At 70.4% G+C, this 12,180-nt stretch carries 14 protein-coding genes; 8 read left to right on the top strand and 6 right to left on the bottom strand.

Annotated features, from left to right (window positions below; translation table 11 throughout):
• The first annotated feature begins 130 nt into the window (after positions 1–130).
• From rplK to FE256_RS15850, 6 genes are all read left to right on the top strand, one after another.
• Positions 131–562 carry a 50S ribosomal protein L11 gene (rplK, locus tag FE256_RS15875; protein ID WP_138177601.1) on the top strand — a complete coding sequence of 144 codons (432 nt, stop codon included), beginning with the start codon at positions 131–133 and terminating at the stop codon, positions 560–562.
• A gap of 11 nt (positions 563–573) precedes the next feature.
• Entirely contained in the window at positions 574–1,266 is a 693-nt protein-coding gene (gene rplA, locus FE256_RS15870) for a 50S ribosomal protein L1 (protein WP_138177599.1), read from the top strand.
• A gap of 185 nt (positions 1,267–1,451) precedes the next feature.
• Positions 1,452–2,255, top strand: coding sequence for an amino acid ABC transporter substrate-binding protein (locus FE256_RS15865; protein ID WP_138177598.1), 804 nt, complete (start codon positions 1,452–1,454; stop codon positions 2,253–2,255).
• 119 nt (positions 2,256–2,374) lie between these two features.
• Positions 2,375–2,998, top strand: a complete 624-nt coding sequence (locus FE256_RS15860) for an amino acid ABC transporter permease (protein WP_252371058.1) — start codon at positions 2,375–2,377, stop codon at positions 2,996–2,998.
• Positions 2,985–3,788, top strand: a complete 804-nt coding sequence (locus FE256_RS15855) for an amino acid ABC transporter ATP-binding protein (RefSeq protein WP_138177594.1) — start codon at positions 2,985–2,987, stop codon at positions 3,786–3,788. The genes FE256_RS15860 and FE256_RS15855 overlap by 14 nt, the downstream gene beginning before the upstream one ends.
• Complete coding sequence (locus FE256_RS15850) at positions 3,788–4,855, top strand: NAD(P)H-dependent flavin oxidoreductase (RefSeq protein WP_138177602.1); 1,068 nt, start codon at positions 3,788–3,790, stop codon at positions 4,853–4,855. Before FE256_RS15855 ends, FE256_RS15850 begins: the two co-directional genes overlap by 1 nt.
• On the opposite strand, the gene FE256_RS15845 is transcribed toward FE256_RS15850, so the two are convergent.
• Positions 4,852–5,130 carry an acylphosphatase gene (locus FE256_RS15845; protein ID WP_138177592.1) on the bottom strand — a complete coding sequence of 93 codons (279 nt, stop codon included), beginning with the start codon at positions 5,128–5,130 and terminating at the stop codon, positions 4,852–4,854. The two genes, FE256_RS15850 and FE256_RS15845, sit on opposite strands and share 4 nt — an antisense overlap.
• 15 nt (positions 5,131–5,145) lie before the next feature.
• Complete coding sequence (locus tag FE256_RS15840) at positions 5,146–5,811, bottom strand: LysE/ArgO family amino acid transporter (RefSeq protein ID WP_138177590.1); 666 nt, start codon at positions 5,809–5,811, stop codon at positions 5,146–5,148.
• A 69-nt stretch (positions 5,812–5,880) separates the two neighbouring features.
• Here FE256_RS15840 and FE256_RS15835 point away from each other — a divergent pair, with 69 nt between their 5' ends.
• On the top strand, positions 5,881–6,765 hold the full coding sequence (locus FE256_RS15835; protein ID WP_138177588.1) for a LysR family transcriptional regulator ArgP: 885 nt from the start codon (positions 5,881–5,883) through the stop codon (positions 6,763–6,765).
• Here the strand turns inward: FE256_RS15835 and FE256_RS15830 are convergent, their stop codons facing one another.
• From FE256_RS15830 to FE256_RS15815, 4 genes are all read right to left on the bottom strand, one after another.
• Entirely contained in the window at positions 6,766–7,788 is a 1,023-nt protein-coding gene (locus FE256_RS15830) for an NADP-dependent oxidoreductase (protein ID WP_138177586.1), read from the bottom strand.
• A gap of 130 nt (positions 7,789–7,918) precedes the next feature.
• Positions 7,919–8,383 carry a MarR family winged helix-turn-helix transcriptional regulator gene (locus FE256_RS15825; RefSeq protein ID WP_394529679.1) on the bottom strand — a complete coding sequence of 155 codons (465 nt, stop codon included), beginning with the start codon at positions 8,381–8,383 and terminating at the stop codon, positions 7,919–7,921.
• A gap of 1 nt (position 8,384) precedes the next feature.
• On the bottom strand, positions 8,385–10,079 hold the full coding sequence (locus tag FE256_RS15820) for an MDR family MFS transporter (RefSeq protein ID WP_138177582.1): 1,695 nt from the start codon (positions 10,077–10,079) through the stop codon (positions 8,385–8,387).
• Between the two features lie 96 nt (positions 10,080–10,175).
• Positions 10,176–10,850: a YqaJ viral recombinase family protein gene (locus tag FE256_RS15815; RefSeq protein WP_138177580.1), complete on the bottom strand. Its 675-nt coding sequence runs from the start codon at positions 10,848–10,850 to the stop codon at positions 10,176–10,178.
• Between the two features lie 134 nt (positions 10,851–10,984).
• On the opposite strand from FE256_RS15815, the gene FE256_RS15810 reads away from it, so the two are divergent.
• Entirely contained in the window at positions 10,985–12,091 is a 1,107-nt protein-coding gene (locus tag FE256_RS15810; protein WP_171024375.1) for a hypothetical protein, read from the top strand.
• Positions 12,092–12,180 lie beyond the last annotated feature (89 nt).

The following is a 12,180-nucleotide window of genomic DNA, read 5'->3' as shown; positions in this document are numbered from 1 at the left end:
CGGATGCCGCGGCGTCGCGTATGATGGGGAGGTTGCTCGTGCATCGCGCGGGCGCGACCGCTGTCCGGAACGGCCGGACGTGCGGGAGAGAGGATGCCAGCCGGCATCCCCTCGAGGAGAGGAAGAGGATATGGCACCCAAGAAGAAGGTGACCGGCCTGATCAAGCTCCAGATCAACGCCGGCGCCGCCAACCCGGCGCCGCCGATCGGCCCCGCGCTCGGTCAGCACGGCGTCAACATCATGGAGTTCTGCAAGGCCTACAACGCCGCGACCGAGTCGCAGCGCGGCAACGTGATCCCCGTCGAGATCACGGTGTACGAGGACCGCAGCTTCACGTTCATCCTGAAGACGCCCCCGGCCGCCGAGCTCATCAAGAAGGCCGCCGGCCTGCAGAAGGGCTCCGCGACGCCCCACACGGTCAAGGTGGGCAAGCTCACCAAGGACCAGGTTCGCGAGATCGCCACCACGAAGCAGCCCGACCTGAACGCGAACGACATCGAGGCCGCGGCCAAGATCATCGCCGGCACCGCCCGTTCCATGGGCATCACGGTCGAGGACTGAGGGAGATAATCATGGCTACCAAGTCCAAGGCATACCGGGCCGCCGCCGAGAAGGTCGCGCCCGACACGTTCTACACCCCCACCGAGGCCGTCGCCCTGGCCAAGGAGACCGGCTCGAAGAAGTTCGACTCGACCGTCGAGGTCGCGCTGAAGCTCTCGGTCGACCCCCGCAAGGCCGACCAGATGGTCCGCGGCACGGTCATCCTGCCCCACGGCACGGGTAAGACCGCTCGTGTCATCGTCTTCGCCAACGGCCCCGCGGCCGAGGCGGCCCTGGCCGCAGGCGCCGACGAGGTCGGCGGCACCGAGCTCATCGAGAAGGTCGCCGCCGGCTACACGTCGTTCGACGCCGCCGTCGCCACGCCCGAGCTCATGGGCCAGGTCGGTCGTCTGGGTAAGGTGCTGGGCCCCCGTGGCCTCATGCCCAACCCCAAGACCGGCACCGTGACCCCCAACCCGGCCAAGGCCGTCGAGGAGATCAAGGGCGGAAAGATCGAGTTCCGCGTCGACAAGCACGCCAACGTGCACTTCGTCGTCGGCAAGGCCTCGTTCTCGGCCGAGCAGCTCGACGAGAACCTGAAGGCCGCGCTCGAGGAGATCGTCCGCCTCAAGCCGTCCAGCTCGAAGGGCCGTTACATCCAGAAGGGCGCCGTCTCGACCACCTTCGGTCCCGGCATCCCGCTGGACGTCAACTCCATCGCCTGACGTTCGTCGCCGAAAGCCCCGTCGCGCCCCGTGCCGGCGGGGCTTTCGCGTGGGCGGCCGCGCCGCTGCACGAACGTGCAACACAGCGTCATCCGGGAAGGATGCCGCCGACGGCCGTGTTCAGCTGGAGGGCGCGCATCGCGCCCCCGCCCCGGAACCATCCGCATCACACGCAAGGAACAGCTATGCCCCGTCGTCGTCTTCCCGTCCTCGCCGCCGCCCTCGGCGCCCTCGCTCTCACGCTCACCGCGTGCAGCGGCGGCTCCACGTCCGGTTCGGCCGAGCAGGGCGACGAGTTCGGTCTCGTCTCGGGCGGCACGCTGACCGTGGCCACCGAGGGCACGTACCGTCCCTTCTCGTTCCACGACGAGTCGGGTGCGCTCACCGGCTACGACGTCGAGATCGCCCAGGCCGTCGCCGACAAGCTGGGCCTGAAGGTCCGCTTCCAGGAGACGCAGTGGGATGCCATCTTCGCGGGCCTGGATGCCGGACGCTTCGACGTCATCGCGAACCAGGTGTCGATCAACCCCGAGCGCCAGGAGAAGTATCTCTTCAGCGCGCCGTACACCGTGTCGCGCGGTGTCGTGGTGACCACCGAGGGCGACTCCTCGATCTCGAGCTTCGCCGACCTGTCGGGTAAGACCACCGCGCAGTCGCTGACGAGCAACTGGTACGAGCTGGCGACGCAGAGCGGCGCGCAGGTCGAGGCCGTCGAGGGCTGGGCGCAGGCCGTCGCCCTGCTCCAGCAGGGCCGTGTCGACGCCACCGTCAACGACCAGCTGACGTACCTCGACTATGAGAAGACGAACAGCCCGACGGGCCTGAAGATCGCGGCGGAGACCGACGAGACGTCCGACAGTGCGTTCGCGACCACGAAGGACAAGCAGGCCCTGACGGATGCCATCGACGGCGCGCTCGATGAGCTCCGCGCCGACGGCACTCTCGCCGAGATCAGCCAGAAGTACTTCGGCGCCGACGTCACGAAGTAAACCCCCGTCGCGCGCCCGCGCCTCCCGCCTAGCGTGGGAGGGCGGGCGTGCCGCGTTCGCGACAGGAAGGAGGCCGAGTGAACGACATCTGGACGCTGCTGCTCGATTCGTTCTGGCCCATGGTGCTGGCAGGGCTGCGAGGCACGATCCCGCTGTCGCTGGCGTCGTTCGCCATCGGGCTCGTCATCGCGCTCGGCATGGCGTTGCTGCGGCTCTCGCGCAACGTGGTGCTGCGCGGCGTCGCGCGGTTCTACATCTCGGTCATTCGCGGGACGCCGCTGCTGGTGCAGCTGTTCGTGATCTTCTACGGGTTGCCGGCTGTGGGGGTCGTCATCGACCCGTTCCCCGCCGCGGTCATCGCCTTCTCGCTGAACGTCGGTGGCTACGCCGCGGAGGTCATCCGGGCCGCGATCCTCTCCGTCCCCCGCGGGCAGTGGGAGGCGGCGCACGTCGTGGGTCTCTCGCCCCGCAAGACGCTGACGCGCATCATCCTCCCGCAGGCCGCCCGCGTCTCGGTCCCGCCGCTGTCGAACACGTTCATCTCGCTCGTGAAGGACAGCTCTCTGGCATCCCTCATCCTCGTCACCGAGCTGTTCCGACAGGCGCAGAACATCGCCGCGTTCTCGTACGAGTTCATGGCGGTCTATCTCGAAGCGGCCCTGATCTACTGGTTGTTCTGCCTCGTCCTGTCGGCGGGGCAGGGTGTGCTCGAGAGGAGGCTCGATCGCCATGTCGCACACTGACGATCCCCTCACCCCGCCGCCGGGGTCGGTCTCGGCCCCCCTGCTGCGCGTGAGCGGGCTGCAGAAGAGCTTCGGCGCCAACCGGGTGCTGGACGGCGTCGACCTCGAGGTCGGCCGCGGCGAAGTGCTCGTCCTGATCGGTCCGTCGGGGTCGGGCAAGACGACGGTGCTGCGCTGCCTGAACGGCCTGGAGACCGCCGACGCGGGTCGCGTCGAGTTCGACGGCGGCCCGTCGATCGACCTCGCCGGGGGAGCGTCCAAGACCGAGCGGGCCGCGATGCGCGACCGGTCCGCGATGGTGTTCCAGCACCACAACCTCTTCCCGCATCTCACGGTGATCCAGAACGTGATCGAGGGACCGGTGCACGCGCACGGTGTCCCCAAGGCCGAGGCGATCGCCCGAGCCGAGGCGTTGCTGGAGCGCGTGGGGCTGGCTGAAAAGCGGGATGCCTATCCCTTCGAGCTCTCGGGCGGGCAGCAGCAGCGCGTGGGCATCGTGCGTGCCCTGGCCCTGCAGCCCGACCTGCTGCTCTTCGACGAGCCGACCAGCGCGCTGGATCCGGAGCTCGTGGGCGAGGTGCTCAAAGTGCTCCGCGGGCTCGCCGACGACGGGTGGACCATGGTCATCGTCACGCACGAACTGGCCTTCGCCCGCGAAGTCGCCGACGAGGTCCTGTTCTTCGACGAGGGTGTCATCGTCGAGCGCGGGGCGCCCGAGGCCCTGTTCACGAACCCCGAGAAGGAGCGCACACGGCGGTTCCTCGACCGTATCCTGCGGCCGCTGGACTGATCGTGGCGCGGCTCACCGACCTCCTGGGGATCGACGTTCCCCTCGTGCTCGGTCCCTTCGGCGGTCTGTCGTCCGTGGAACTGACCGCGGCGGTCAGCGCGGGCGGCGGACTCGGCTCGTTCGGCCTGTACGGCTACGCGCCGGACCGGATCGTCGAGACGATCGAGCGTCTGCGCGCCGCGACGGATCGCCCGGTGGCGGTGAACCTGTGGTGGCCGCGGGGCGATGAAGTGTCTCCGCCCGAGGTCGATCTCGCGCCGATCATGGATGCCATGGAGCCACTCTTCCGCGCGGCGGGGGCCCCGCGGCCCGACCCTCCCGCGGCGTTCCTGCCCCCGATCGCCGACCAGCTCGACGCGGTCTTCGCCGCGCGGCCGGACGCACTGAGCGTCGTCTACGGGATCCCGGATGCCGCGACCGTCGCGCGCGCGAGACGACACGGCATCCGTCTCATCGGCACCGCCACGTCGGTCGCCGAGGCCGTCGCGCTGGAGCAGGCCGGGGTGGATGCGGTGGTGGCGACCGGGATGGAGGCCGCCGGCCACCGCGTCTCCTTCCTGCGCGATGCCGCGGACTCGCTCGTGGGAACGTTCGCCCTCGTGCCGCAGGTCGCGGACGCCGTATCCGTGCCGGTGATCGCCGCGGGTGGCATCGCCGACCGGCGAGGCGTGGCCGCCGCTCTCGCGCTCGGCGCCGACGGCGTGCAGGTCGGTACCGCGTTCCTCCGCACGCGGCAGTCGGCCGCAACCGCGGCCCACCGAGCGGCACTGGCAGCGGCGGCGGACACCGACACCGTGCTGACGCGGGCCATGAGCGGACGGCTCGCGCGTGGCATCCCGAACCGTGCGGTGCGCGAGATCGAGGACGCCGACGCGATCGCGCCCTTCCCCGCGCAGAACTGGCTCACCGGGATCTTCCGGGCTGCGGCCGCCGCGGCCGGCGACGGGGAGCTGCTGTCGCTGTGGGCCGGGCAGGCGTCGGGCCTCGCCCGTCTCGACGACGCGACCGAGGTGCTCGCCGAGCTGCGGGCGGGGCTCCCGTCGCCTTCGGCCGGCGTATCGGCCTAGACCGTCTCGCGGATCTCGAAGCCGGTGGCCGCCTCCGCGCCGTCGACGTCGACCGTCTCGACGCGCTCGACACGCGCGAGCGGCGGACCGTGCTGCGCCCACGCGAGCATCTCGTCGATGCTCTCCGGCGTTCCGCTCACGCGGGCCTGGACGCCGCCATCGCGTCTGTTGCGGACCCAGCCGGTGACACCGCGCTGCGTGGCCTCGGCGCGCATCGCCCAGCGGAACCCGACACCCTGCACGTGCCCGTGGACGGTGATCTCGACGGTTCGCATGACCCCATTGTGCCCTCAGCCGGTGAACACGGGGAGGACGAGCGAGAAGGCCAGCGCCCACATCACCAGGGCGATCGCCGCGTCCAGCACGCGCCAGGCGCGGGGAGAGTCCAGCCACTGGCCCAGGTATCTCGAGCCGAAGCCGAGCGCGGCGAACCACACCACGCTCGCGGCGGCCGCGCCCACCCCGAACACGCCGCGCGCGTCGCCGTGCGTGGCGGCGACGGAGCCGAGCAGGAACACCGTGTCGAGGTAGACGTGCGGGTTGAGCCACGTCAGGGCGAGGCACGTGAGCACCGCCGCGGCCCGGGTCGTCGTCGCCGAGTGCGTCCGCACGGTCGTGGACACCGCGCCCGCCGCCGCCGGACCGGCCGTCTCCACCCGCAGCACCTCGCCCGACGGGCGCAGGGCGCGCCGCGCGGCGAGGACGCCGTACCCGACGAGGAACGCCGCTCCCGCCCAGCGCACGACGTCCAGAAGCCACGGCACCGCGGTCACGATCGCGCCGATACCCGAGACGCCGAGGGCGATGAGCACCGCGTCGGACACCGCGCAGACCGCGACCACCGCGAGCACGTGCTCGCGTCGCACCCCTTGGCGCAGGACGAAGAGGTTCTGGGCACCGATGGCGACGATGAGCGACAGACCCAGCCCGAAGCCGGCGGCGAGGGAGGAGAGCACGGTCCGACGCTAGGCCCCGACTGATATCACGTGTAGTTCAGAATTCTGCCGGAGCATTAGCATCGCTTCATGTCGATCCCGCTAGACCTCGCCCGGACCCTCGCGACGGTCGTCGACGAAGGCACTCTGGATGCCGCGGCCCGGCGCCTCCACATCACCCCGTCGGCCGTCAGCCAGCGGCTGCGTGCCCTCGAGGACCAGCTCGGTCGCGTCGTGCTCATCCGGTCCAAGCCCGTTCGCACCACTCCGGCGGGGGATGCCGTCGTGCGGCTGGCCCGTCAACTCGCCCTGCTCGAGCACGACGCCCTGACCGCGATCGGCGCGGAGGGCGGAGCTGTGGCATCCGTCCCGCTCGCCGTCAACGCCGATTCACTCGCAACCTGGTTCCTGCCGCCGCTGGCCCGCGTGGCGGCTCGACGCCCCGTGGTGTTCGACCTGCACCGCGACGACCAGGACTTCACGGCGGGCCTTCTGGAGACCGGCGCGGTGATGGCCGCCGTCACGTCGCGCGACGTGCCCGTGGCGGGATGCCGTGTGCGAGGGCTCGGCATCCTGCGGTACGAGGCGGTGGCCGCGGCCGGTTTCGCCGAGCGCTGGTTCGCCGACGGAGTGGACGCCGCGGCGCTGTCGGCGGCGCCGGTCGTGGACTTCGACCGCCGCGACGATCTGCAGAGCCGCTGGCTCAGCGGGCGGGGCGTTCCTACGGGCGAGCCGCCGCGGCACCGGGTCCCCGCGTCACAGGACTTCGCCACGGCGATCGAGCTGGGGCTCGGGTGGGGGCTGCTGCCCGGCTTCCCAGCCACGGAGGGGGTGCGGACGGGCGCGCTCGTCCAGCTCGGCGGCGACCCCGTGGACGTGCCGCTGTTCTGGCAGCAGTGGAATCTGACCTCGCCACTGCTGGACGAGGTCGCCGAGGAGGTCGTGGCCGAGGGGCGTCGGGTCCTCCGGGTGTGATCAGTCGTCACTGACGCGCAGGACGATCTTGCCGCGCGTGTGGCCCTTCTCCAGCTCGCGGTGGGCGGAAGCGGCCTCGTCGAGGTCGAAGACGCGGTCGACGAACACCCGCACGGCACCCGAGTCCAGCAGACGTCCGACCGTGGCCAGGGCGCCCCCGTCGGGGACGACCTTGTACGCGGTCGAGCGGATGCCGCGCGCTGACGCGGCCTCGCGGAACTCGGGCCACGCGCCGGTGGGCACTTCGATGAGCAGCCCGCCCGGGCGGAGGACGTCGAGCGAGCGCGTTCCGGTGTCGTCCGCGACGTTCCCGACGAGGTCGACGACCACGTCGACGGGCGCGACGACCTCCTCGAACCGCTCCGTCGTGTGGTCGACGACTTCGGCCGCGCCGAGTTCGCGCAGCCAGTCGAGGTTGCGCGGCGACCCCGTCGCGATGACGTGCGCGCCGAAGTAGGCGGCGAACTGCACGGCGAAGTGCCCCACGCCGCCGCTTCCGGCGTGGATGAGGATCCGCTGGCCCTCGTGGGCGAGCGCGGTCTCGACGACGACACCCCACGCGGTCAGCGCGGCCAAAGGCACGCCCGCGGCTTCGACGTGCGACAGCGACGTGGGCTTGCGCGCGATCGAGAGCGAGGGAACGACCGTGTACTCGGCGTACGTGCCCGGAGTGCGCGGGGTCGGCGTCATCCCGAACACCTCGGTGCCGGGAGGGAACGGGTGCGCTCCGTAGGGGGCGGCGACGACGATGCCGCTGAAGTCGTAGCCGAGGGTCGCGGGCCACCTGGTGATCGCCCCGGCAACCCCGCGGCCGGCGCGGGTCTTGGCGTCGATCGGGTTGATGCCGGCGGCGACGATGCGCACGAGCACCTCGCTCATGATCGGAGTCGGGACCGGGACGATGGCGCCGTGGAGGGCATCGGCGTCGCCGGGGGCATCGAGGACCACGGCGCGCATGGTCTCGGGAAGGGGTGGGGGCGGTGTGTGGACGGCCGCCTCGGGACGCGTCGATCGGAATCTCATCGGGCGTTCCTCCTCGGGGGTGACGTCGACGGCGGCTCCGCCTCGACCCCCTCAGTCAACAGCGCCATTGTCTCGACGGTGTTACACCTCGGTCACCGTGTCGCGTCACGGCGAACGAGGGCCGACGCGCTCAGCGGCGGCCGGGGATCTCGCCGACGGCGAGGGCGTGCAGCATCGTCGACAGGTGACCGATCTCGTCGACCGACCAGTCCGCGAGCGCCTCGTAGAGGCGGCCCTGGTGCGGTGCCCGCGCTTCGCTCAACCGCTCGTGCCCGAGATCGGTGACGGTGATGAGGCGGGAGCGTCGGTCGTTCGGGTCGGGGGTGCGGGCGACCAGCCCCATCTCCTCGAGTTCGCTGATGGCTCGGCTGAGGAATCCCTTGTCGGCGGCGAGCCGCTCGGCCAGGGCGGACAGCGTCATCGGGCCGAACCGGCTCACCACCGACAGGGCCTTGAACGTCGCGGGGAGCATCCCCGGGCTGACCCGTTCCGCCGCGTCGGCGACGAAGCGGCGGAACACGGTCATCAGCTCCGAGAACGACGATTCGAGGGCTTGCACGGCGGCCTGCCGCTCGGCGTCGTTTGCGGGAGTCACGTCACCCATCCTCTCCCATCGGGGCATCCGAACGCGCACGGCGGCGGGACGTGGCATCCACGGTCGTCACGGTTCCGGTGGTGGACAGGGTCGCCATGCCGGCCGGGACCGACACAGTGGCCAGGTCGGCTTCGCTCGCGGCGACGCGCTCGGCGGTCGTCATGCGGTTCAGCGGACGGTTGGGGAGGAACAGGATCGCGATGAGGCTCACGACCGCGACCGGGACCGCGATGAGGAACGCGTGGGCGATGGACTGCGCGTAGACGTCCTCGACGATCACCCGGACGGTGTCGGGCAGGCTCGACACCTGCGGGATCGTGCCCGACTGCAGGGCCTGGGCCACCGGGGCTCCGGCCGCGCCGAGACCGGCGAGGGCGGACTGCAGGTCGGCCGCGCGGTCGGTGAACAGGCCGGTGGCGGTGCTGGCGAGCACGGCGCCCATCACCGAGACGCCGATGGTGCCGCCGAGGCTCCGGAAGAACGTCACGCCGGAGCTGGCCGCACCCATCCGGGTCGGATCCGCCGTGTTCTGCACGATCAGCACGAGGTTCTGCATCGTCATGCCGACGCCGGCGCCGAGCAGGAACATGTAGAGCGAGACGAGGGCGAAGTTGGTGTCGTAGTGGATCGTCGACAGCAGGAACGTCCCCGCGATCAGCAGAACCCCGCCGGCGATGAGGAACGGCTTCCAGTGTCCGAAGCGCGTGATGAGCGCACCGACGATGACGGATGCCAGGAGGAGCCCCGCGATCATCGGGATCGTCATGACGCCCGCCTGGGTGGGCGTCGCACCGCGCGCCATCTGCATGTACTGGCTGAGGAACACCGACGTGCCGAACATGGCCAGTCCGGTGGCGATCGAGGCGATCGTGGCGAGGGTGAAAGTGGCATCCCGGAAGAGGGTGAGCGGGACGAGCGGCTCGGCGGAGCGCAACTCGACCACGATGAACAGGATCGTGGCGAGGACCGCGCCCCCGACCATCAGGAGGGTCTCGGTGCTGGCCCAGTCGAACGAGCGCCCGGCGTTGGTGACCCAGATCAGCAGCAGCGACACGGCGGTCGAGAGCAAGACGATGCCGAGGTAGTCGATCTTCACGGTGCGCTTGGCGCGCGGGGGCAGGTGCAGGGTGCGCTGCTGGATGAACAGGGCGGCGACCGCGAAGGGGAGAGCGACGAAGAAGTTGAAGCGCCAGCCGAAGGCATCGGTGATGACGCCGCCGAGCAGCGGGCCGCCGACGGTGGCGACGGCCATGACGGCACCGAACAGACCCATGTACCGGCCGCGTTCGCGCGGGCTGATGATGTCGGCCATGATCACCTGGCTGAGCGCGGCGAGGCCACCGGCGCCCAGGCCCTGCACGGCGCGGAAGGCGATGAGCGTGTCGGTGTTCTGCGAGAAGCCGGCGGCGGCCGTCGCGAGCACGAACAGGACGATCGCGATCTGGATCAGCAGTTTGCGGTTGAACAGGTCCGCGAGCTTGCCCCAGATGGGGGTGGAGATCGCGGTGGTCAGGAGGGTCGCGGTGATGACCCAGGTGTAGGCGTTCTGATCGCCGGACAGATCGTGGACGATGACGGGCAGCGACGTCGAGACGACGGTCGAGGCCAGCATCGACACGAACATGCCGAGCAGCAGCCCGATGAGGGCCGGGAGGACGCGCCGCGGTGCGGCGGTCTCGGGGAGGGAAGCGGTCATGCGGAGCTCTCCAGGGGAGGAAGAAGGATGCCGCGACGACATCGGCGCGTTAGTTGACGAAGATCAACTATACGCCGAATGTTTGATTTTGGTCAACTATCCCTCGAGGAGCGCCAGAGCCCGATACCTCTCCGTCGGCTCAGGGCGCGGAGCCGGTGCGCGTCCCGCGGTGGTGCGTCGATACAGCTCGTCGATGAGCGAGGTGGCCAGGCGCACGAGCGTCGCGATCTCTTTCTCGTCGCGGTCCACCCACTGGCACCGGGGCTCGTCGCCGACGGGGATGAAACCGTCGTGCTGCTCCCACGTCACGAGCGTCCGCTCGGCGCCGAGGACGTGCTGCTGCCACCACACCTGCCGCAAGTAGGTGCGGGGAATGGACCGCCACGCCTTGTTCGTCGTCTTGATCTCGGCCAGGACGATGCGCCCCTCCGCGTCGACCGCGACGCCGTCGGGGGTGGCGAGGTGCCGCTTCTCGACGACCGCGTGATACAGCGCCGACGAGGGCTGGATGCCGTGCGTCGCGGCGACCCACGCGGCGATCTCGGGCTCGCGCCGACGGCCGTGGGCCGTGTAGGCGTTGCCCGAGAAGTTCGAGCCGAGGAGCTTGGCATCCGCTGCCCGGGGGATCGCGTTCGCGCTGGTGAGCGTCGCGACGTCCGTCGCCGTGATTCCCCGCGAGCGCGCGCGGATCCACGCGACCCGGTCGCGGGAATCGGCGACGATCCGCGCCTCGAGGTCGGCGCTGCGCGACGCGACGAGCTCGGGGGACATGCGTTCGACCCTAACCCCGTCGCGCGGGGGTCCCGGTCGGGCCTCCCGGCGCGTCGGCATCCCGTCGCCGGGGTGGACGCGCGGGGGCCGCCAGATCACGTGATCTGGTCGAGGTTGCCCGTTATGGGCGGTCATTGCGGGTACGTTCCGCCAGATCACGTGATCTGGTCGAACAGGGACGGCTCCTCCACAGCGGGCGTCATCCACAGAAACGGTCGCGGCGGGAGAGGTGGGCGGGCTGCGGTGGGAAATCTGGGGGGATGCCACGTCATATCGGGATAGAAGATGCTCGGGCCCTCGTCCGCTCACGGGAACAGCTGCTGGATCTCGACGGGTCGGTGGCAGCCCTGCGTGCAGCCGTTCGTGACGGCTCCCTCGTCCGGCTGCACCGTGACGCGTACGTATATGCGGACGCGCTCGACGATCTGTGGCCCGATGGCCGGCACTTGGTCCGGGTTGTCGCAGCTCATCTCGGCATGACAGGTGGGGCGGCGGTGATGTCCCATCGCTCAGCGGCCGTCCTGCATGGACTGGCGCAGCCGTATCTGGCGGACGCCCCCGTCGAGACGACCACGATCGGAGACGTGCGGATGTCCGGCCGGGCAGGCCTCCGCCGTCACTCGGACCGGTTGCCGGATGACGACGTGGTCGAGGTGGGCGGTATCCGCTGCACTTCTGCGGACCGTACCGTCTTCGATGTCGCCCGCACATGTTCGGTCGACGTGGGGGTGAGCTGTGCCGATGCTGCAGCCCGCAGAGAGGCGCTCTGCGGTCGGGATTTCGACTCCGATGCCCAAGATCGATGGCGTGAGCGTCTGCTCGGGCGTGCGGTGGCGTCACCCGGGCGGCGAGGCGTCGTGCGTGCCCGACGGGTGCTGCGATTCGCCGATGGGCGCGCGCAACTTCCCGGCGAGAGTGTCAGTCGTGTCCAGCTCGCGCGCCTCGGATTTCGCGACTTCGAGCTTCAGGTTCGCGTCGACGGACCGGGCCGCCGCGAGTACTTCGTCGACATCGGCCTCCCCGAGAGTCGCACCTTCTGGGAGTTCGACGGCGAAGGGAAATACGCCGCGTCGACGGACGGGCGGACGCTCGAGGACGTTCTGCTCGATGAGAAGCGGCGGGAGGACTGGATCCGGGGGGTCACGCAGTGGCGTTTCACCCGTGGCGGCTGGCGCGATATCGCCACCCCCGTCGCACTTCGGGCGCGCCTCGAGGCCTTCGGTGTTCCGCTTCCGCGGTGACGAGGCTGCCGGAGGGCGTCCAGATCACGTGATCTTGTCGACTGCACGCGGGGTGGTGCGCAATTTCGGGTGCGTTCCGCCACATCACG

Source organism: Microbacterium sp. 5K110, assembly GCF_005774735.1.
In the GTDB taxonomy this organism is placed as follows: Bacteria; Actinomycetota; Actinomycetes; order Actinomycetales; family Microbacteriaceae; genus Microbacterium.
Note: the sequence above shows the minus strand (reverse complement) of the source record. Positions and strands in the feature narration are given on the sequence as shown.